Here is a 22,171-nt window from a genome sequence, read left to right on the forward strand (position 1 = left end):
TCAGAAGTCAAGGTCGAAAAGCGAATACGATCCCTTAAAAAACTGTGATATGATGGAATTGTTATACCGTTGCTAATCAATAGTAACTGCTGTCGTCAATCATGAGAGGACAAGACACGAGAGGAGTTGTATCCATGGGGAAATTGCTGACACGAAGTGAGGTTCCAATCGAGGCAACTTGGAATCTGGATGATTTGTTTGTCTCGCAAGAAGCATTCGAAGCGGGATTAAAAGCGATTGAATCGCAAGCTGCTCAATTGACTCGATTCAGAGGCAGGCTGGGAGAGGGTGCATCCGTTCTTCTGGAGTGCTTGAATGAACAGGAAGCTCTGATGGAGAGCATTAGCAGAGTCGGGGCGTATGCCAGATTACGGCAATCGGAGGACGGAACCAACCCGGCTAACTTGGCGAATTCGGCCAAAACGGGCGATGTTCTCTCACGCATCCAATCCTCTCTGACGTTTATTGTATCGGAGCTGCTGGATCTCGAAGATGGCGCCATCGAACATTACATAACGAAGGAAGAAGGGCTTGTTCCATATGCCCGAAGCTTGAGATTGTTGCTGGAAACCAAACCTCACCGCTTGAGCCCTGAGACGGAGAGCGTGCTAGCATCGCTAGGAGAGGTGCTCGGGTCCCCTTACCGCATCTATTTGCGCAGCAAGCTGTCGGATATGACCTTTGACGATATTCGAGTAAATGACGAAACCAAACCGGTCTCGTTCCGTTTGTACGAGAATTCTTATGAAATGTCCGAGGATACGCAGCTTCGACGCGAAGCCTATGCTTCCTTCACGAAGTCACTGCAGGGATCGCGCCATACCTTTGCAGAGGCTTACGCCACCGAAGTGAAGAAGCAAGTGGTGATGTCCCGGCTTCGCGGGTATGATTCCGTAACGGACATGCTGCTGAAGCCGCAGCAAGTGACCATGGAGATGTACAACAATATCCATGATACAATTCTAACGGAGTTAGCTCCGCATATGCGGAGACTTATGAAGTTGAAGAAGCGTGTGCTTGGGCTGGATCAAATGCTGTTCTGCGATTTGAAAGCGCCGATGGATACGGATTTCAATCCAAGCATCACTTATGAAGAAGCTTGCTCTACAATTTCCAGTGCTTTGTCGATACTGGGTCCTGAATACGGCGAGATCGTTCAATCCACGTTCTCCAAGCGCTGGGTGGATTATGCCGATAATATTGGTAAATCTACAGGCGCGTTCTGTTCCTCCGTATACGGAGTACATTCTTATATCCTGATGGCATGGGCGGACAATATGCGCAATGCCTTCACGTTAGCGCATGAAGTCGGGCATGCCGGTCATTTAATGCTGGCTGCTAGCCATCAGCGTATCACCAATGCGCGTCCTTCCTTGTATTTTATTGAAGCGCCTTCAACGATGAACGAGCTGCTGCTGGCGGATCACTTGCTCAGTCAATCCGAGGATAAGCGGATGCGGCGCTCTGTTATTCTTCAGCTTCTGAGCACGTATTACCATAACTACGTGACTCACCTTCTGGAAGCGGAAATGCAGCGACGAGTATACAGCCATGCGATGGCTGATGAGCCGATTACCGCAGATAAGTTATCTGAGCTAAAAGGTGCCGTGCTATCCGATTTCTGGGGTGACGCGGTCGAGCTCGATGAAGGAGCGAAGCTTACCTGGATGCGGCAACCGCATTATTATATGGGTCTTTATCCATATACTTATGCCGCAGGACTGACCGCATCAACAGCTGCAGCACAATTGATTCGCGAGGAAGGACAACCGGCTGTAGACCGCTGGCTCCAAGTCCTTAAAGCCGGAGGCAGCAAGAGTCCGCTGGAATTAATGGCTATGGCGGGAGTCGATATGTCCACTTCTGAACCAATCTCCAAAGCGGTAGCTTATGTTGGCTCATTAATTGACGAATTGGAGACCCTGTACGAGGAATAGTACCATTTGAATATTGGAGAAAAGGGTGGTCAACAGCTCATTTGCTGAAGATCACCCTTTTGTTTGTGGAAGATATTGGAGAGACTCTGAAGTTTATTTGTCCGTGTTATCATCATTCAGCGTATGGGTCGGGATCGTAAAATAGAAGGAGGAGCCGACATGTTCACAACTCTCGACGCCGATGACCCCTCCCATCAGCTCAACGAGTTTTTTACTGATCGCAAGCCCCAGTCCCGTACCGCCGTATTTGCGATTCAAGGAGGGGTGAAGCTGCGAGAAAGAGGTGAATAGCTGATGCTGCTGTTCAGCAGGGATGCCAATTCCCGTATCCCTTACTTGAAAAGCAAGCGTGAATTCCTGGGTGCCCGTCCTGGGCAGTCCCTCGACACTCATCATGATGCTGCCCTCATGTGTGAATTTGATGGCATTGCTGATGAGATTAACAAGTACTTGCCGCAGCCGCAGGGCATCGCCGATGATCACATCGGGTACCTTGGAGCTGTTGATGCTGCAGGATAACGATAACCCTTTTTCTTTGGCTTTGGCCGAGAATAGATCAACGACAACCTCAAGCAAGGAACGCAAATCGATCGGTTCATGAATGAGTGTCATATTGCCGGTTTCGATTTTGCTGAAATCAAGGATCTCGTTTAGGATGTGCAGCAGCGAACTGCTGCTCTCCATTAGAATATTGGTATAATTCTGTTGGTCCTCGTCAAGCTCGGTCGTTCTTAACAGCTCAATCATCCCGATGATGCCGTTCATCGGCGTGCGGAGTTCATGGCTCATCATGGTCAGAAACTCCGTTTTCGCTTGATCTGCCCGTTCGGCATTCTCCTTCGCCCGGATGATCTCTTTCTCATCGGTGATATCGCGGAACACCATAACGGCGCCTTTGCGCTCTCCTTGATCCCAGATTGGGTTGACCTGATAATTTGCCAGAAAACTGGTTCCGTCGCCTCGCCAAAGCACAATTTCGGCTCTGGACAGTGGTACTCCTTGTTTGACGGCTCGAACTAGCGGAGAATCGTCCCCCCGATAAAAAGTGCCGTCATGGCGAATTTCTTTGATAATCTGGTCGCAAGGTCTTCCGATGGTGGTAGCCGGTTCATAATCCAGCATCGCTGCGCCTGCCGGATTGATAAAAGCGACCTCTCCGTGAATGTCCAGTCCGATAATGCCTTCGGATACCGTATTCAGCAAAAGAGTGAGCTCGCGGCTAAGTTTCTTAATCTCTTCCATGGTTCGCATGCGCTCGGTAATGTCCCGGGTAATGCCATAGACGCCGACCACTTCGTCATCCACGAAAATCGGTATGTTGATGGTATTGATGTCGATAGGATGTCCATCCTTATGAATTATCGTCAGATCATAGCTCTGCGGTATGCCTTCTGTCGCCTGATTAAAATGATACAACGTTCGAGCCATGTCATTTTCCGCTACAATCGGTCCGAAATACATTCCGATCAACTCGTCCAAGGAATAACCCGTTAGGTCCTGCAGATTTTGATTGGCCGTTAAGTAGTCGCCATCCAAATTCATGGAGTATACCGCCGACGGATTATATTCAAATAGAGAACGATATCGCTGCTCGCTTTCTTTAAGTTTAAATTCCATCAGCTTTCGTTCGGAAATGTCGCGGGCAATCGAAATGATTTCGTTCTTTTGGCCGTCCTGCGTGCTAATGTACCTGCAATTGACCTCAAACCAGATGTGCCTGCCATCCTTATGTATATAACGGAAGGTGATCGGTGTGAGCAATTTGCAGTCCAGGCAATTCTTGAAATAGTCCTGAAGCGGTATGATATCCTCAGCGTATACGTAATCGAATATACTGGTGCCAACCATCTCATCCGGACGATATCCAAGCAGAGAATAACAGGAAGGTGAACAATAAAGAAACGTTGAACAGCCTATGGTGCTGCTCGATATGAAATCAAGGGAATTTTCGGTTATGAGCTTGTACTTATTTTCATTCTCCAGCGACTGCTGTTCAATCAGCACCTGCTCGGTGATATCCTGCGCCATGCCAACCATCTCCATGGGTCTGCCTTCATTCGTAACGGAGACTTCCCATTGAGCTCGAATGGTTCGGATTTGCTTGTCCTGAAGCTGGATCCGGTAGATGATTTCATTCGCCTTCCCTTGAATGGCTCTGCTCACCGCCGCCTCCAGCCGCTCGCGGTCCTCCGGAACGACCAATGACAGCAGCGTGTTATGGTTTGGCTCGGTGGCACTGATCTGATATCCGTAAATTCGCCTCATCTCATCGCTGTAGGTTAGCGTATGCGTGATCAGGTCCCAACGCCAGGAACCGATCTTGGCAATCCGCTGCGCATGGGCCAGCGTATCCTCATCCGTTTTTCGTTTGGTAATATTTCGTCCAATGGCCAGAACCTTGTTAATCTCACCCTGAGCTCCCCGAATCAGCTGAAAATACGTTTCGAACCATAAATAATGCCCGTCCTTATGGCGAATGCGTCGAACGAAGCTGTTTTCCTCTGAAAATAGTTTGCCCGGTTCTTTTATTTGCTCGGAATCGACTTGATGATAGTAATCGATCCGGCATTGGCCCGTCATTTCCTCCTGGGTGTATCCGAGTATTTCGGTCACAGAAGGTGAGATGTACTCGATGATGCCGTCAGCGTTGCTGATGGATATAAGATCTTGTCCGCTTTTGGAGATAAGTGCAAGCAGCTCATCATTCTTAATGGTCCGCGGCAAAGATAATTCCTCCTGTATGGTTCGGGGTTCAATACAGCACAATATCCATGGAGTCTCTCCAGGGGCAGGATGTTTTAACAGGGAAATAGTCACTGAGACATGGACTTGATTTCCGTCACGGCGGATAAAATAAGAGTTACTTTTGAGCTTGGTCGTTTGGTTATATGTGAATGATTGCAATGTTTGTTGAATCGGTAGGTTGGATAGAATTTGGATTTCGGAAGGTTTGAGCTGAAGCAGGTCTGAACTTTTGGTTTCGCTAAGTTCGCAAAAACGATCATTAACCATCGCCACAGGCTCGTCAACCGCAGAAATCAGGATCGCCCCAATAGGCAATGTATCAAACATTTGTTCCCAGACCCAATGTTCCGCTGTTTGCCTCATGATTATAGTTGCCTCCCTAACTTAAGCTATACCATTCGATCATAGAGGATAAGATCACTCTATCGCAATCGAAAATACCTAAGTATAATTTGAACTTGGAATTAAGGCGCGTAAAAGCCAACCGATAAGAGGAGCATTCTTATGGCTGGCGAGTCTAACTTTACGAGGGGGACATCCGATTATCAATGCCATATGTTATTTTTAGTATCGTTTTTTATTTGTACAACAGTACACGATCGTCGATGTTTTTATCAAAATAATGCCCGGCATAGGAGCATGCTGGGATAATTTTCAAATCTTCTTCCCGAGCGTACCCTATTACTTTTCGAACGAGTTCGTCGGCGATTCCTTGCCCGCGCAGGCTGGGTGAGATATAGGTGTGATCGATACTGATCACTCCATTACCTTGAGGCGAGTAGGTGATTTCGGCTACCGTTTTTCCGTCATCTTTAATGAAAAAGCTGCCCGATTTTGACTGTATATTTTGTTTGTCCATGGTGTTTAATCCTCCTTCATCTGGTTGTACTATACCCGTATCTACGATGCATTAAACGGATTTCACATAGGCGAACACCCTTGACGGGATATTTGCATACAATGCGGATAGAAGAGAACGAAGGAGGAGCATCATGAACAATTATTCAACGCAACCGCAAATGCTGTTTCAATGCGATCACCATCTGGTACATTCCATGAAGAAGCATAGAGAAAGCGCCCATGCTGCTATGAAAAATGTGATGAATCGCAAGGTAAGAGTGCATACGATGGATGATGAAGCCATCGAAGGCGTCGTCATAAACGTAGACGCAAAAAATGTGTACATTCTTGTAGAACAAGGCAACAGAGGATTCTTTCCCGGATATCCGCCCTTTGCGCCATACGGGCCCAATCCTAATGTAGTATTGCCGCTAGCATTGTTTAATCTTTTGGCTGTCAGCTTGTTGTGGTAGCAAACGAAGAACCTGCAGTCTGGTCTGCAGGTTCTTTTTTTATGATAAATTTTAGAAATCTGCATTTACATACATACAGTATGTATGATAAATTGGATTCATCCCATTGTAGAAGGAGATGTTTTCCATATGAAGCTGCAAGGATTTTATCCTGTGATCATGACAGACAAGATCGCCGAAAGTGCAGAGTTTTACACACGGTTGTTTGGATTTGAGATTGTTTTTGAAGCGGATTGGTATGTAAGCCTGAAGCAGGGAGACCAGGAACAAGGCGCCTATGAAATGGCCATTTTGTCCAAAGACCATCCCACGGTACCGTCCGCTTTTCAGAAATCTGTACAGGGATTGATTCTTAATTTTGAGGTGGAGGATGTGGATGCCGAGTACCAAAGGCTGATCATCCACGAAAAGCTGCAGCTTCATCAGGAGATGCGGGATGAGGAATTTGGTCAGCGGCATTTTATTATCAGTGACCCGAATGGGGTACTGATTGACATGATCAAAATCATTCCGCCTTCCCAGACCTTTCTGGAGCAGTATAATGAAGAAGTGTGGTCACCTAACGAGGTTGACTCCAGAGAATGATGCATAGGGGAGAACAACGCTAATTATGAGAAGAAGTAAAAGCGAAACCCACGAGACAATACAGCTGCTGCTGAAGGTAGCCAGAACACAATTTACGGAAAAAGGCTATGCCAATGCGGCACTAGAGGAAATTGCCGACGAAGCTAACGTTACCCGCGGCGCTCTGTATCATCATTTTAAGAATAAACTAGGTTTGTTCCTGGCTGTGCTTGAATTAGTACAATCGGAAATTGCACAGCGCGTGGAAACGGAAGCGGGTAGCTCCGAGGATCCCTGGGAGCAGCTCCTGTTTGGCTGCCGGGCTTTCATTGCTGCTGTGGTAGAGCCGCAGAATAAGCGGATAATGCTCATTGACGGTCCTAGTGTTGTAGGTTGGGAGGCTTGGCGCGAGATGGACGAGTTGCATTCGATGAGTCATTTGCGGGAGCAGTTAACTTTGATGCAGGAGCAGGGAATGATGAAGAAAATCTCTGTTGATGCTATGACCCATGCTTTGTCCGGCGCATTAAACGAATGCTCGCTCTGGGTCGCTCAAATGCCGGTAACCGATAAAGGCATCGAGGAAACGATGGATGTGATTGCCGGCATGTTACAAGGGTTTCGAGTAAGAGACTAAAGTATATGATAAGGTTTACCCCTATTATGGACCGGTTTTCCAACAAACCTTACAATTTGCACGAATGTTGTAAGCTGGATAGGTACAGCAATAAATCCATGAAATGGGAAAGGGGTTAACCATGAAACCAATGAAACCGTTGAAGGAATTTTTGGAAGAGCATCAAGATCATCCAATCGAAGCCATCGGAAGCTATATTTCCGAGTACATTGAACATAACTGGCAAACCGTACTTACCGTAAATCAGGAAAAACTGATGAGGGCATACAACGAGGGTGGAGATGCAGCGTATGGGACGTTTTTGAACCTTTTATTCTTGCCCATTCATAGACAATTAAAGGAATTAGGAATACGACCTGAACCGAAATTCCCCGGTGAGTTTGACATCTCAAGAGAATGGGGAAGCCAGGAAGGGACGGACCAACAGCGCTGGATGTGGAGCACGGTTTATTCGCCAGAGCAGGAGCGACTAGGCACCATCGTCACCGTCGTATATCACGATCATACACAGTTTCGCGTCCCAAGGCAGCCTCGCATCATAGCTTTGCAGGAGACAGAAAAAGAGGAAGTCGTCGCGGCTCTTTCGCTCAAGTCCCCGAATTTTAAGGAAGCACTCGAATTTACGGTTGAATATGAAGCATATCTTCGGAGTTTGCAGGAGTAGGAAGTAACGATGCGGCGGATGCAGCGCGGATTTTTCTGCCCACCAAGGAGATGTCTTCGTCCTAGTATAAGATTTCAGATGGTTCTCATGAGCCTATAAAAAAGCGCCTTGGGCAGGATGGAAATATCCTGAGACAAGGCGCTTTTAATATTTAGATTGAAGACAGCTGATCAACCGTCAGGTCTAACCAGTCTAATTCTGCCCTTGTCAGCTGGATGGTTGAACCCTCATCACAGGATTTTAATTCTTCGGCTGATTGCGCACCGATCAGCGCACAGGTTGGGAATGGTTGGTTCAGCACATAAGCGAGTGCGATCTGTATGGCTGTCACATTTTTCGATGCGGCCAGTTGTTTGGCGCGCTCTAATCGCTCCCAGTTCTCATCGCTGTAGAACACCCGCACAAGATCCGCATTATCCCGAATTTCAGGCGTGAATCGGCCTGTGAAGAATCCTCTCGCTTGGGAAGACCAGGAGAACAACGGGAACTGCTCGGCTTCATGCCACGCAATTGTCTCTGCATCGGCAGACACGCAGCCTTTCCAGAACGGCTCGTTTGGTTTGGCCAGACTGAGATTCGGGCTGCTGAAGGAGAAACCGACCAATCCATTCGCCTCGGCATAGGCATTGGCATCCCGGATGCGCTCCCATGTCCAGTTGGATACCCCAATGGCCCCAACGCTGCCATCGGCAATGTATTCGTTCAGAGCCTCAATAACTTCGCCTGCCGGAACCTCAGGGTCGTCACGGTGAAGCGCGTACAGATCGATGAAATTCGTCTGCAGTCTTTCAAAGCTCGTTGTGATGTCACTCTTGATGTCTTTTTTATTTACGCGCGGGCCATTATGGTCATGATGAGCACCCTTGGTCAGTATGACGATCTGATCCCGGTTACCTCTTTCCTGCATGTATCTGCCGATCACTTCTTCGCTTTGACCTCCAGCGTAGATGTGAGCAGTATCAACCGAATTGCCGCCGATGGCCAGGTATGCATCCATATTCGCGGCTGCTTTCTCATACGAATCATGATAGAAGTAGTCCGTTCCTTTCATTAGCACCGAGACGGGTTTGTTTAATCCCTTGATTGATATATATTTCATTTCCATATCCTCCTTGGGTGAAATTACAACACAATTCGCTTCCGTTCATGGGCAGATTGCAGGCAGGCGTCGATGACCTTCATGTTGTGAATGGCATCCTCTGCAGTGTAGCGGAGAGGTTGGTTGTTCAAAATCGCTTCAGCCATGTGGTCGCCTTGTTCACTGTATGCGTTTGCATGAGGAACCTCGATTTCTTTACGTCCTTCGCCGGTCGTTAAGAAGAAGTTCGCTCCGTCCTCAGGAAGGCTATAGGCGTAGGGGACTTCGATCAAGCCATCCGTTCCCACAATCTCAAGCGGGTTGCGATACGCCGCCCACATTCCGCAATCAAAAGTCAGGGATACATTGCCCTCAAATTCTATTAATCCGGATGCCATCATGTCGACAAAATCATGCTCGGGGGAGAAGAAAGCTTGAACAGTAACAGCTTCCGGTTCTTGACCCAGCAGGATGCGCGCGGCATTGATCGGATAACAGCCGATATCATAAATCGAACCGCCGCCCCAGTCTTTGCGAAAACGGACATTCCCGTGATTGGCGGAGCTGTTGAAGGTAAACGCGCTGCGTATGCCCCGAATGTCCCCGATGGCACCGGCGTCGATCATTTCCTTCATCAAGTCATACCGCGGGTGATAGCGGTACATAAAGGCTTCGGTCAGCACTACCCCGGCTTTAGCCGCTGCTTCTGCCATTTCAGCTGCTTCTGCTTCTGTCAACGCAAGGGGTTTTTCGCATAGAATGTGTTTACCGGCTTCCGCCGCACGGATGCTCCATTCTTTATGTAGATGGTTAGGGAGCGGAATATAGATAGCATCTATAGAAGAATCCTCGAGCAAGGACTCGTAACTGCCGTATGCAGTCGGAATATTCAGTTCCTCTGCCGTTTGCGCTGCCTTTGCCTGGTCGCGGCTCGCAATGGCAACGACATCATTGAGACGGGATTGCTGTAAACCAGGTATGACCGAGCGTTTGGCAATGCTGGCGCAGCCAAGGATTCCCCAACGAAGTTTTTGAGTCATGTTCATCAGCTCCTATGCAACTTATTAAGATTATATTGCGATTATAAAAGACAAGAATTAAAATTGATATAATATTATTTTGTAGTCTAATACAACAATATTGTCATTTGAGGAGTATTATGATGAAACGACAAAGTCATCTGTTAACCCTTCCGCAAATGCCATTCTTCTGCCTGCCCGAATCAGTAGGGATATACCGGGATGAACTGGATCATACCGTTACGCGGGCAGCCGGGTCTCTGAACAATTTTAATATTCATTATGTGGCTTCCGGTAAAGGGTATGTTGAAATCGAAAATGTAGTTCATACGCTTGGCCCAGGGGAAGCCGTGCTATATTTTCCTATGCAGGCTCAGCGTTATTACACAAGCGAGGACGATCCGTGGGATGTGCGGTGGTTCCACTTTTATGGCAGCGGTCTGCAGAACTATTTCATCGAACGTGGATTTCATAAAAGCCAGCTGTGGAGCATTCGGCAGCCGTCAGCCTTTGAGGAAGCGCACGAAGCGCTGTTATGTGAGGCGGAGACCCACCGGATGCTCAAGCCAGCGCAGCTGTCCACGCTAACGTATTCCTTGTTAGCCGTATTCGTGGAGCAGGCGTCCGCATTATCGGACAATAAATCGAACAACTCGGCCAACCGGATTCTTGAACTACTGCCGATCATGCAGCAGGAAGCGGCACAACCGTTTATTTTGGAGGAGTGGGCGGACAGACTTGGCGTCACCACCTACTATTTCTGCAAATTATTCCGCAATGTTATGGAGATGACCCCGATGGATTTTGTGACGCGCTGCCGTCTTCAGATGGCAAAGCAGTGGCTGCTCGACCATAAAGAAAAAACCATCGGACAAATTGCAGTGGAAGCGGGCTATCCGAGCGTCAGTTACTTTAACAAGCGATTTATGGAGCATGAAGGTATGACGCCATCTTCCTATCGTCGCTTATATGGGGTATAGTTATGGATATCACGTCGCCAAGGTTAGGTGAGAACTCGACTTAGGTCCAGGTTCTATTCACACCTATAGTCGGTTATGGAAACGGCTTGCCTCTACTACAATGGAATTAACGAAGGATTTGACGAAATCCGGATTCAATGAAATATGTAATCAATGTATGTGGGGGAAAGCCAAATGTCCGATAACCAAAATATATATGTTCTACTGACCGATACGGGTACGATGTTTACCAAACTGATTAAACGAATTACTGCCGCGCCCTATAATCATGCTTCGCTGGCGCTGGACGAGAACTTGAATGAAGTGTTCAGCTTTGGGCGCAAATGCGCCAACAATCCCTGGGTTGGGGGATTTGTTGAGGAAGATGTATACGAAGGAACCTTCCGTCACTTTCCAGGTACGCGCTGCGCTCTGCTCCGACTCGAGGTCACAAGGGAGCAATTTGAGGCGGCAAGAAGCGTGATTCAAAATTATAAGGATGAAGAGGATGCTTACGGGTACAATCTCATTGGTATGTTTGGCGTGCTGATGGGACTTGATATTATGAGAGAAAGATCCTACTTCTGTTCACAATTCGTAGCGGAAGCGATGAAGCAAAGCAGAATCCATTTATGGAATCGCCCTTCCTCCGCAGTAACTCCGAATGATTTCTTTCAGCATCCGGCATTCGAAGTTATTTATGAAGGTATGTTATATGACTATCCATTGCTTGATCAATCCAGGTTGGCTGGATTCCAATACCCGTTCCAAACGGCTTCAAGTTGAGTTACTATTGAGTTGATTTGTTGCATATCGAACCATAACTTCTGCCCTCGGCAGAAGTTATTTTTGTATGGTGCGATTCTTGAAAGCGTCATTTTAATTGCGCATTTGCTCGTGCAATGATAGACTCGATTTTTTGTTCGTGACTGTAAATGCTTTTCTTTTTCATCAAGATCTGACCGGAGAGCGTCAGCAGCCTGGAAAGGGTATCGCTGGTTCTGGCCGATTCATTCGTCTTTACTGCTGCTTTGAAATTTTTCCACTCGGTTGTCATCAGTTTATTTGGCGTTGAGATTGCGCTTTTATCGCCCTTGATCTTGCTTTTGTAGGAATCAATCTCGGACAGGATAGAGCGGACCTTTGCCGCTTTGGAAGTTTTCTCTTTCTTGGCTGCCGTAAGTGCCGCCTGCTTATTTCGGATATCCTCACGTCCCAGGGTAACCAGGATCTTCATGCCACCGGCCTGTGACTGCAACATCTTGGAGACTGTTTTGTCTTTAAGTTTCTTAGCAACGGCGATTTGCTTATTGAGAGCGGTATAGGTATTAAACAGCGGCTGGTACTTGGTTTTGGCTGCTTGGAGTTGATCCTCCAGCTTGCGGATTTTATCCTTATCGATTTCGCTGATTCTTTTGCGGGTTTCCGAAGTTTTGGATTCATTGGCATAACGAAGGGAAGAGATTCGATCATCCCAATCCATCGCTTGCTTTCGTTCCGATTTAAAATTATCGTACTGATTGATGAGTTTGGTACGTACGGTTCCACCGGCCCGGTCCGCCGTGGCATTCAATTGGGCTTGGACCGCATCGGTGAACTCGATCGCAGCTGCATTCGCGAGAGGCATGGGGATTAAAGTGAGAAGTAGTGCCATAACAAGGGATGAGGTCAGTAATCTTCTAAACATAAACATCGCTCCTTAACATAACGAATAATCATCATGAGCGGCAGTCGCATCATGACAGGATGGCCGGACTCACGACAAAAAGCACCCGTTAGAAAGGCGCATTTAACGCCAGACTTACGGGTGCTTCCTTCGTAAGAGCTCCGATTCACTTTTTGTAAATATACAGGTAAATTTTGGTTTTGTCAAACATTTATTCCCCTGAAATGAGCGAAAATCCTCCAAGAATGGTCATCCAAGCCTCCAAATCTCCCTCCCATGTGGGCCCTTTCGGTATTTGCTTGATGAGCACCCGATCCGAGAAAGAAGGAAGAGTAACAATACTTGGACTGCTGCTAAGCATGACAAATAAGAGGGTTACGTTCGGATTGGAGTAAGTTTCGCGAATAACCTGATCAATCGTCTCAGCATCCTTTTTATGCGGGATGATCCGCACGAGCAGCGTCTTTTGTTCAGAATTCAAGCAGCGGTTAAAGCGTTCGATTCTTCGATCCAGCCGTTCGCGAAAAGCGGGGTAGTCATATAGCGGCTGCTCCTCCGGGTTGTTCTTGAAATCATGGAAGGATAAACAGGAGGATCGTTTGTCGCGTACATAATAACAGTTCACGGATTTACCATAAATGTCCAGGTTATCCCGGAGCATGAAATCACTGATTTGATGTTTAATCACTTTGCAAAATTCACGGGTCGAAGCGAAGTTGAACCAGTCCCACGGACCTGCTGCATGACGCAGCTTGTTTCTTCTTAGCTGGGCGGCAACTTGACAGTTGTGACCCAGACTGAAAATGGCATCAAACTCCATAGGGGTTGTCATGCTACCAGACCTCCTTGAATCTATCATTAGATATCATATGCAAATTGATAGAGTTGGTATGGAGTAGTGACCAAGGTAGGTGTGGAGAGCAGACGATAGCCACCGTTTAAGCTTAACGGTAGAAGGAAGTGATACTTTGAGAGGAGGGTGCCACACAGGAAAAACGAAGCACGAGTAGGATTAGCGCTTCGTTTTTCATATATTCATATTCGGTCCCAACCGTTAAGGACTTAGGCTAAATTTTGAATGAAGCTGCCATATTAATTCCCTCCGGCTGTTGACACCAGTTTTGACGAAAATAGACTTCAGATGATCCTGAATCGTGTAGGGGGAGATAAACAGGGATTGAGCAAGCTCCTTGGTGGACAATCCTCGCAGAATACCGCTGATCACTTCGTTCTCTCGTTCCGTTAATCCTAACGCATCCGAGATTAGCGGCAGCATATCTGTTGTATTGGCAGGCTCAAGCGTGACGGCGAGCTTGGTAAGGGCATCCGGACCGTGCAGAAAACTTGCCCGTATGCTGGCAAAGGATCCGCCCTTCAGCCTGACGCGAGTATGAGCGCTCGTTGAATAGGCCGTACCTCGGTCGTTCTCGGACAAAGCCCGGAAGCAGACTGCCCGCAGCGGGCGGGGGAGTGAAGCGGCATTCAAACCCTCTACATCCTGGAGCAATGACATCCACTGCCGTGCAGCAGCATTATAAGAAAGAATTTGGAGCGTTTCGGACAGCAGCAATAAACCAGGCTCAGGCACAGGATCCATTCCATTTACAGTGGATCGCGGAAGACTTCGATCACGTAGTATGGCCGCCATGAATGGTGCCAGGGAAGAGAGCAGCTGCCGTTCCTCCTCGCTAAAAAAGGGCTGGCCCTCCTGACGGAATATCGTTAGAAATCCCCAGCACATGCCATCCGCTACCAATGCGGCACGCATCTCGTCATGAAAGCCTGCCGGCTGCAGCACGTTCAGATAACGAGGGCTTTTGTTCAAAGCCCCGTTCGTAGCACCGCTTAGCGTTGCCACCTTCTCCATGGAGTTCGCCAATTCATGAAAGTGATTGTAATCGCTGTGCAGATATTCGTACTCGAACAGGCGATCATGGATTGCCTCAATGTCTTCATCCGTTATCGCACCGGTAGAGAGCAATGTACGTGGATCTACCGTCGTAAAGCAAGCCGATTCGAAAGGAATCCAGCTGCGCAATTGCTTGATGAGTTTGCTCCGGTAGGCCTGGGAAGTAGATAAAGCCCCGCCAAGCGCCGTTATTTTATTTAATAAGCTGTTAAGTTGCGTGTCCATATTAAGTCACCTGCATCATCAGTCTAAGAAAAACCCCACATTTATGGGATAGGGTTATCGTTCTCTATCCTTATAATTGAGAATGATTCTTATTATGTCATGAATGCAGAAGGAATGAAAGAGATCTGTACCTTTGCATCATGTTGGAAAAAGGGAGGTTTACCCATGAAAAAAGTGAAATCAGGGCTTGCTTCGCTGGACTGGAATCATGAGCATGCCAGCCGTTACGTGGAGACGATCGCTCGGAAAATACCGGGATATTCCTTGATATATGACATGGCAGAGCGGCTGATAACGGCTCGATTAGGAGAGGATTACGGCGAGGCGCACTTTCTTGTTGTAGGGGCAGGCGGGGGACAGGAGATTGTGGGTTTTGGGAGCGAACATGAGGAATGGAACTTTCAGGGAGTGGACCCATCTTCATCTATGCTGGAGATAACGCGGCAGCGAGTGGAACAGAGACGCATGGCAGATCGAGTTGCATTGCTCCAGGGGACGGTGAACGTGCTTCCTCGGGAAGTGGTTTATGATGCGGCAACATGCCTGCTTGTGCTTCATTTTGTGGAAGAGCTGGCGTTAAAAAGAGAGCTGCTGCGGCAAATAGCGGCACGCTTGAAGCCGAGTGCACCCTTCGTACTGTCACACATTGGGGGTGATGTGGATTCGGCCGCTTTTCGGATACAAATGATGGCATGGCGGAAACACATGCTTGATAACGGCATCCCTGAGGAGGAATGGGATCGTTTCTCGCAGTCCATGGGGAACGGTTCCTATCCTGTCACGGATTACGTCATGCGGGAATTGTTGGAGGAGACGGGTTTTAAAGACGTGACCCGGTATTATGGCGCTTTTCTGATCGAGGGATGGTTTGCAGTTAAGGGTTAGTCTTCGTTCCGAGGCAATGATACCGAGGATTTTCAAGTCTGAGCGGGGCTCGTTACTTATATAGATTTTTTAGAGATGGAGAGGAAGTATCATGAAGGAACGCATTGTGGTTGTAGGCGGATATGGGCATGTAGGAAGGATCATATGCGAGGAGTTAGGGGAGAAATATCCCGGTCTTGTATACGCTGCAGGAAGAAGTTTGGAAAGAGCCGAACGTTTCAGTCAGGAGACAGGTGGGAAGGTGCTCCCCATGCGATTAGATATGGGGCAGCCGGTCATGGAGAGTGAGTGGGAACAGATCAAACTCGTGGTCATGTGTCTGGATCAAGCGGACGATGCCTGGGTCGGGGCTTGCATCCGGAGCGGGACCAACTATGTGGATATATCGGCAAAAGCCGAATTTTTGAATCAAGTGTCGAAGTGGAAGGTGGCAGCAGAGGAATCCCGATCGACAGCCATTCTGAGTGTAGGTCTGGCCCCAGGGTTAACCAATCTAATGGCGAGCTGGGCGAGCAAAGGTCTGGATGTAACAGAGTCGGTTGATATCTCGATTATGCTGGGTTTAGGGGATCGGCACGGCAAGGCTGCCGTAGAGTGGACTGTGGACAATCTCCTTTCCACCTTTCAGGTGATGGAGAACCATCGCTTTAGGACGGTTGCGAGTTTCTCGGATGGAAGGTCGGTTCATTTTGGCGAAAAAATAGGACGTAAATCCGTGTATCGATTCCCGTTCTCGGATCAATCCACATTGCCCCACACCTTGGAAGTCCCCACCGTGTCGACCCGGTTGGGTTTTGATTCTTCCCCTCTAACTTCCATACTGGCAGGATTCCGTGCATCCGGTCTGCATCATCTGCTTAAAGTGAAATGGATACGGAACGCTGCCGTGCAAGCTTTTATGAATATACGAATGGGGTCCGATGATGTTGCTTTAAAAGTTGAAGCCCAGGGTAAGCACCATAGCAAAAACAGTACAGTTGAATGCTTGCTGATCGGGCGGGACCAGTCCAGATTAACGGCTAAGGTAGCAGCGAGTGTTGCGGATGCTGTATACAGTGGGAATATAGCGTGCGGGGTGTTTCATATTGAACAAGTGTTTGAATTAGCGAGTATGAAGGGGTGGCTGGAGAAAGAGGTTAGCGTGGAGGTATGGCGGGACGGGGTGAAAGGGAGTATTTAGCCACCTTCTAAAGGCGCGAATAACATGCGAACCCTCTCCTGGCTTCTATATCATTGTATTTTTCGTCTTCCTTATCCGTATGTTATATTAAAATCAGAATATTCAAAGGAGGATTATTGCATGCGGCAAAAAAGATGGATTTGGGTACAAAATTTGAGGGAAATCGCATCATTGACCCTATAAACTGCGTATTCCCCTAAATTTACGGGGGCAACTACCAAGTGGAAGAGATTACTCAACCAAGTCAAAAATTACGGATCACAAATTTGAAAGGCGCGTTTGCCTGGCTGGGATTTTTGGTTTTTTTCAGCGTTTTGAATGAAACGGTGTTTAATGTGGCACTTCCGGATATCGCCAGACAATTTCATGTGGAGCCATCGACAGCCAATTGGATCAATACAGGCTTTATGCTGTCGTTTGCCATAGGTTCGTTTGTGTACGGAAAAATATCGGATCTGTACGGGATCAAAAAAATGCTCATTATAGGCATCGTAACGTACGGTAGTGGGTCTATGCTGGGATTAGCGGCACATGCCTATTTACCTACTGTGATTGCGGCAAGATTTATTCAGGGGGCAGGAGCCTCTGCCATCCCTGCGCTGGTCATGGTCATGATTGTGCGTTATTTCGATGCAAAATCTCGTGGAAGAGCTTTTGGTCTTATAGGATCGCTGGTTGCAACGGGCGAAGGAATCGGGCCTGTCATCGGAGGCGTTGTTGCCCATTATGTGCACTGGTCCGTGTTGTTTGTATTTCCTCTTATGACGCTTGCAACGATTCCGTTCTTTTTAAAAGTGCTGCCGGATGAAACCGAACAGAAAGGGAACGTTGATGTTACGGGAGCAGCTCTGCTCTCCGTTGGCGTAGTGCTATTTACCTTGTTTACGACCCATGAACATTGGATGTATTTGGCTGGCTGTTTAGCAGCGCTCGTATTATTCGCCGCACGTATCAAGCGGGCCTCAAATCCATTTATCGAACCTTATTTATTCGTAAGGAAGAAGTTCATCGCCGGAACGATCACGGGCTGCGTCATTTTGGGCATAGTAGCCGGATTTCTGTCCATGGTTCCTTATCTGATGAGAAGCGTCCATCATTTGTCTACGGACATGATTGGCGCGGGTATTATATTTCCTGGTGCCATGAGCGTCATGCTGTTTGGCATGTTAGGGGGGTTACTCGTCGATAAGAAAGGTCATCATTTTGTGTTCTATATAGGAGCCATGATGATTATCGGTGGTTTTTTAACCATGGCTATGCTGGCGGATCAATCACCTAGGATTGTAACAGCTATGCTGATTTTTGTATTTGGAGGCCTTTCATTTGTGAAGACGGTGATTTCAACGGTCGTTTCCGATTCTCTGGAAGAGAAAGAAGCGGGAGCAGGGATGGGAATGCTTAATTTTGCCTGCTTCTTATCGGAAGGGATCGGAGTCGCAATTGTAGGAGGCTTGCTTTCCAGACGCTTGCTGGATTTCCCGCTTCTTCCGATGTTATGGAATGCTGAGGCAGACTTGTACAGTAATTTGCTACTTCTGTTTTCGTTGGTTATCGTAGCTGGAAGTATGATCTATACATTGGCTTTTATCAGAAAAAGAAGCAGCCAAATCTAACGCCTAGAAGCACATATGTGATCCAAATCCCGCTCTCTCTTGTAACAACGGAGAGAGCGGGATTTTTGGGTAACAAGCCTTTTATACGTCATGGTTAGCTGCCACTTCTGTATTGACTAACTCACGGATAACGCCTATATTGTACGAATAATAAATGGAAGGAGTTGTATTATTTAAAGAAAAACGGCATTCCAGTCTAATTTGCTGCCAGAACTAAATATTGGGGGAGAGCAATGAGGCGTAAACGAACCAATTCTCGCTTATTCTATCAATTTCTACTGTCGCATGTACTGATTTTTGCCATACCGTTCATCATACTTAGCAGTGTCGTGTATTATAATGCGGTCGTACGATTCAAAAGTGAAATTGAGGCATCCAATGTATACAAGCTGAACCAGGTTAAGAATACGTTCGACTTATTGGCACGCGGTCTGGACAACACGGCCTCAAGGATTTCGATTGACTCCGAATTGACTCCATTCGTAGTGAAGAGCGGGAAATACAAGGAAATTGAAGCGGTAGATGAGCTGGGCAAATATAAGGCAAATAATACGATAGTCGATGAAGTCGCGCTTTATTTTCATGGGGATGAGCGGCTGTATACTTCGTCCGGAATCAACTCATTCGATACATTTGCAAAGCGTGTATACGGATTTAGTGACCTGGACGGGATTCGCCTGGACGAGGAAATGAGCCGACTTCAGATCCCAGAAATCCGTCGTATCCAGACTACGGTCACGGGCAGCAGCCAACAGCAAAACGTGCTGATGTATATGTTCCCGATTCCACGCAATAGCCAAGCTCCTTACGGCACGGTTAGCTTCTTCATTCGTGAATCGATGCTGACCGACCTGGTTGGTCCTATTTTAGGGGACTTTAATGGTAGCGTTTACATTTTGGATTCCAAGGACAGCATTCTGGCTTCAAGAAGCCACGAGAACGACCTGACAGAACAGGAAGCTAAACAGTTACTTGTTTCCAAGACACAGGATGGCATTCATGATGCCAAGCTAGGCGGCGAACATTATTCTCTAATGCAGGCTAAATCAAAATGGACGGGTTGGTCTTATGTCATCGTTATGCCAACCGACCAGTTTTTGGGAAGGGTACTGGAAATGCGGACCTTTGTATTGCTCATTTGTGGTGCAGTTGTCGCCTTCGGGATTCTGATCGCCGTCCTGCTCTCGACTAGACAATATCGTCCGATCCGGAACATTGCAGACTATGTACGGACTTTACAAGTATGGACGCATGGAAACGATAACCGCCGCCATAATGAGCTCGACTTGATCCGCGATTCCGTTCAGGCTACGCGCGACCTGATGAAGAGAATCGATGAACAGCGTCCGATTGTGCGTGAGCAGTTTTTCGTCCGACTGATATTAGGTTTGATCAAGGATGAGGAGGAGACGATAGCTTTTTTGTCTCGGGAAAATTTGTCGCTTCCCGAAGAGAACTGCTTTGTGACCGTTATCCCGATGGACGGGAGTGAGTATATATCCACGCAGAACCGGGAAGAGCTGCTGCGGCTGCTGTCCGAGATATCCATGACGGATGCAGTTGGGTATGGAGTGGAACTCATACCAGATCAGTCCCTCGCCATCCTGATTAGCACGGGCTGCAACGAATCATGTCTGCGCCATGTCCAAGAGGAAATTGCAGGCGAAATTGCTCGGCTGTTCGAGCACTGCTGCGGGTTTCGGCCAACGGTCGGCGTGGGCAGCCCGGTATCCGGGCTGATTCATGCGAATCGGTCTTACATTGAAGCTTCAGCTGCTATGGAGCAAAGTGGTCGGATTCGCAAAGGGGAGATCGTATATTTCGCTGATATGTCCGAATGGCAGGAAGGCAGTGAATGGTACCCGATCGAAGAGCAAATCCGCCTTGTGCAAAGCATGAAGCAGGGAAACAATGCAGCAGCCAAAACCGCGCTGGTTAACATCGTGCACGATTTAGAAGGAAAAGAAGTATCCTTGTTTTACTTCCGCTGTATGAGTTTTGATCTGATTAACACGTTCCTTAGAACGATGAATGAACTGAAACTGAGTATTCCTCAAGAGTATCGGAGCCATTTGGCGGAATTTACGACCTTGAAACAACTGGATGCGGGGATGACCGGACTCATTGACCTCATATGCGATTATGTGCAGGCCAATAAAGAAAGCAAGAACACCGCCATGGGAGCAGAGATTTTCCAATACATTGAGCAGCACTACCAGGAATATGACCTGAATTTGGAGAAAATCGCCGATCACTTCCAGATGTCCATTTCCTATTTCAGCCGTTACATGAAGGACCAGACGGGTTATACGTTCACCGAATATGTTACCCATCTTCGCATGGAGGAGGTCAAACGGCTGTTAAAGCACAGCGATCTGGCGATTAAAGATATTGTTGCCAGCGTTGGCTATTCGGACGTCTCCAATTTTATGCGCAAATTTAAAAATACAGAAGGTATAACGCTTGGGCAATACCGGAAACTGTATTCGTGAGCACAAAGCTGTAAATCTTCGTATAATCTTTCGATAAAACGCGTGTTTCTACTCGAAATTTTCGATTCGAGAGAACGCGCTTTTTTTGTCCATTAGCTTGGGGTCAGGGTATAGGTAATCCTTAATAAGGAGGGCTGATACAGAATTGTAAAGAATCGACAAGCCACAGCAAGAATAACAAATTTACACGAATCCGCCTTGTCGTGGCAGGCAATGTAAAAAGTAACAACCCCAGAACAATATCTACAGATTTACGATTACATCTTCGAACAGATAGCATGAGATTTATTAACTGTGGTTCACAAGTTCAATTTGAGAAAGGGGTTGGTAGGTTCATGACACTGCTTGCTGCCAAAAGTGCGGAACGCGGGCTCAGGAAAAGCAGATGGAAGTCGGTTCTCAAAAATTGGGAGTTGTATATATTCGTTCTGCCCACGATGGCCTATTTTATTGTATTTCATTATTTCCCGCTGTATGGCCTGCAGATTGCCTTCAGGGATTATGCCCCCAGTTCGGGGATATGGAACAGCCCATGGGTTGGTCTTGAGCATTTAAGGCGTTTTTTCGATTCTTATTATTTTTGGGATCTGATTGGGAACACGGTTGGCATCAGCTTGTATGAAATGATCGTTGGGTTTCCGATCCCGATTATTATCGCGTTAGCGCTTAATGAGCTGAAGAACGGGGCGTTCAAGAAGTGGGTGCAGACCGTAACGTATGCGCCTCACTTTATATCCGTCGTCGTTATGAGCGGCATGATTATCGCCTTTCTGTCTCCGGGAACCGGTTTAGTCAATTTGGCCATCAAGGCTTTGGGTGGAGAACCTGTACAATTTCTGGGCGAACCGGGCTGGTTCAAGTCTGTGTTTGTACTCTCCGGTGTATGGCAAAGTATGGGCTGGGGGACGATTATTTACCTGGCGGCGCTGGCTGGAGTCGATCCCCAGCAGCATGAAGCGGCGATGATTGACGGAGCCACCAGGATGAAGCGCATATGGCATATCAATCTTCCGAGCATCCTGCCTACGATGGTGATCTTGCTCATTCTGAACGTAGGGAGCTTTATGTCCGTCGGGTTTGAAAAAGTATTCCTGCTGCAAAATCCACTGAATTTGGAGTCGTCAGACGTTATCTCCACATACGTATACCGAAGCGGGCTTGTGCAAGGCCAGTTCAGCTTCTCGGCTGCGATTGGCTTGTTTAACTCGGTCATTAATTTTATACTGCTGCTTACCGTTAACCGGATCGCCAAGAGAGTAAACGAGACAAGTCTATGGTAAAGGAA

At 47.5% G+C, this 22,171-nt stretch carries 19 protein-coding genes; 12 read left to right on the top strand and 7 right to left on the bottom strand.

The genetic code is table 11. The features are described 5' to 3' along the window. Positions 1 to 134 precede the first annotated feature (134 nt). A complete protein-coding gene (pepF, locus tag MKY48_RS12420) occupies positions 135 to 1,937 on the top strand; it encodes an oligoendopeptidase F (RefSeq protein WP_339293013.1) in 1,803 nt (600 codons plus the stop codon). Between the two features lie 93 nt (positions 1,938 to 2,030). Here the strand turns inward: pepF and MKY48_RS12425 are convergent, their stop codons facing one another. Beyond that, a complete protein-coding gene (locus tag MKY48_RS12425; RefSeq protein ID WP_339293014.1) occupies positions 2,031 to 5,045 on the bottom strand; it encodes a PAS domain S-box protein in 3,015 nt (1,004 codons plus the stop codon). Positions 5,046 to 5,259: 214 nt separating this feature from the next. Next, the gene (locus MKY48_RS12430) at positions 5,260 to 5,541 is read right to left on the bottom strand and encodes a GNAT family N-acetyltransferase (RefSeq protein WP_339293015.1); all 282 of its coding nucleotides are present in this window, start codon (positions 5,539 to 5,541) and stop codon (positions 5,260 to 5,262) included. 133 nt (positions 5,542 to 5,674) lie between these two features. Here MKY48_RS12430 and MKY48_RS12435 point away from each other — a divergent pair, with 133 nt between their 5' ends. From MKY48_RS12435 to MKY48_RS12450, 4 genes are all read left to right on the top strand, one after another. Next, positions 5,675 to 5,995, top strand: a complete 321-nt coding sequence (locus MKY48_RS12435) for a hypothetical protein (protein ID WP_339293016.1) — start codon at positions 5,675 to 5,677, stop codon at positions 5,993 to 5,995. Between the two features lie 129 nt (positions 5,996 to 6,124). Beyond that, positions 6,125 to 6,580, top strand: a complete 456-nt coding sequence (locus tag MKY48_RS12440) for a VOC family protein (RefSeq protein ID WP_339293017.1) — start codon at positions 6,125 to 6,127, stop codon at positions 6,578 to 6,580. A 25-nt stretch (positions 6,581 to 6,605) separates the two neighbouring features. Continuing rightward, positions 6,606 to 7,196: a TetR family transcriptional regulator gene (locus MKY48_RS12445; protein ID WP_339293018.1), complete on the top strand. Its 591-nt coding sequence runs from the start codon at positions 6,606 to 6,608 to the stop codon at positions 7,194 to 7,196. Between the two features lie 121 nt (positions 7,197 to 7,317). Continuing rightward, on the top strand, positions 7,318 to 7,860 hold the full coding sequence (locus tag MKY48_RS12450) for a DUF6022 family protein (protein ID WP_098743134.1): 543 nt from the start codon (positions 7,318 to 7,320) through the stop codon (positions 7,858 to 7,860). Positions 7,861 to 8,011: 151 nt separating this feature from the next. On the opposite strand, the gene MKY48_RS12455 is transcribed toward MKY48_RS12450, so the two are convergent. After that, positions 8,012 to 8,959 (bottom strand): aldo/keto reductase, encoded by a 948-nt coding sequence (locus MKY48_RS12455; protein WP_339293019.1) that lies wholly within the window; start codon positions 8,957 to 8,959, stop codon positions 8,012 to 8,014. Between the two features lie 23 nt (positions 8,960 to 8,982). Next, positions 8,983 to 9,978, bottom strand: coding sequence for a Gfo/Idh/MocA family oxidoreductase (locus tag MKY48_RS12460; RefSeq protein WP_339293020.1), 996 nt, complete (start codon positions 9,976 to 9,978; stop codon positions 8,983 to 8,985). 122 nt (positions 9,979 to 10,100) lie between these two features. Here MKY48_RS12460 and MKY48_RS12465 point away from each other — a divergent pair, with 122 nt between their 5' ends. Continuing rightward, positions 10,101 to 10,937, top strand: a complete 837-nt coding sequence (locus MKY48_RS12465; RefSeq protein ID WP_339272273.1) for an AraC family transcriptional regulator — start codon at positions 10,101 to 10,103, stop codon at positions 10,935 to 10,937. A gap of 174 nt (positions 10,938 to 11,111) precedes the next feature. After that, complete coding sequence (locus tag MKY48_RS12470) at positions 11,112 to 11,702, top strand: hypothetical protein (protein WP_213645061.1); 591 nt, start codon at positions 11,112 to 11,114, stop codon at positions 11,700 to 11,702. Positions 11,703 to 11,790: 88 nt separating this feature from the next. Here MKY48_RS12470 and MKY48_RS12475 read toward each other — a convergent pair whose 3' ends face one another. From MKY48_RS12475 to MKY48_RS12485, 3 genes are all read right to left on the bottom strand, one after another. Continuing rightward, positions 11,791 to 12,603, bottom strand: a complete 813-nt coding sequence (locus MKY48_RS12475) for a hypothetical protein (protein ID WP_339293021.1) — start codon at positions 12,601 to 12,603, stop codon at positions 11,791 to 11,793. 190 nt (positions 12,604 to 12,793) lie between these two features. Beyond that, entirely contained in the window at positions 12,794 to 13,414 is a 621-nt protein-coding gene (locus tag MKY48_RS12480; protein ID WP_339293022.1) for a DUF1796 family putative cysteine peptidase, read from the bottom strand. Between the two features lie 222 nt (positions 13,415 to 13,636). Beyond that, positions 13,637 to 14,716: a LuxR C-terminal-related transcriptional regulator gene (locus MKY48_RS12485; RefSeq protein ID WP_339293023.1), complete on the bottom strand. Its 1,080-nt coding sequence runs from the start codon at positions 14,714 to 14,716 to the stop codon at positions 13,637 to 13,639. A 165-nt stretch (positions 14,717 to 14,881) separates the two neighbouring features. On the opposite strand from MKY48_RS12485, the gene MKY48_RS12490 reads away from it, so the two are divergent. The 5 genes from MKY48_RS12490 (at position 14,882) to MKY48_RS12510 (ending at position 22,166) form a co-directional block, all read left to right on the top strand. Continuing rightward, on the top strand, positions 14,882 to 15,601 hold the full coding sequence (locus MKY48_RS12490; protein WP_339293024.1) for a class I SAM-dependent methyltransferase: 720 nt from the start codon (positions 14,882 to 14,884) through the stop codon (positions 15,599 to 15,601). Between the two features lie 91 nt (positions 15,602 to 15,692). Next, positions 15,693 to 16,781, top strand: a complete 1,089-nt coding sequence (locus tag MKY48_RS12495; protein WP_339293025.1) for a saccharopine dehydrogenase NADP-binding domain-containing protein — start codon at positions 15,693 to 15,695, stop codon at positions 16,779 to 16,781. A 230-nt stretch (positions 16,782 to 17,011) separates the two neighbouring features. Further along, positions 17,012 to 18,394, top strand: coding sequence for an MFS transporter (locus MKY48_RS12500; protein WP_339293501.1), 1,383 nt, complete (start codon positions 17,012 to 17,014; stop codon positions 18,392 to 18,394). A gap of 233 nt (positions 18,395 to 18,627) precedes the next feature. Then, positions 18,628 to 20,886 carry a helix-turn-helix domain-containing protein gene (locus MKY48_RS12505; protein ID WP_339293026.1) on the top strand — a complete coding sequence of 753 codons (2,259 nt, stop codon included), beginning with the start codon at positions 18,628 to 18,630 and terminating at the stop codon, positions 20,884 to 20,886. 335 nt (positions 20,887 to 21,221) lie between these two features. Continuing rightward, entirely contained in the window at positions 21,222 to 22,166 is a 945-nt protein-coding gene (locus MKY48_RS12510; protein ID WP_339293027.1) for an ABC transporter permease subunit, read from the top strand. The last annotated feature ends 5 nt before the right edge of the window (positions 22,167 to 22,171 follow it).

The sequence above is a fragment of the Paenibacillus sp. FSL W8-0187 genome, assembly GCF_037969755.1.
In the GTDB taxonomy this organism is placed as follows: Bacteria; Bacillota; Bacilli; order Paenibacillales; family Paenibacillaceae; genus Paenibacillus_AQ.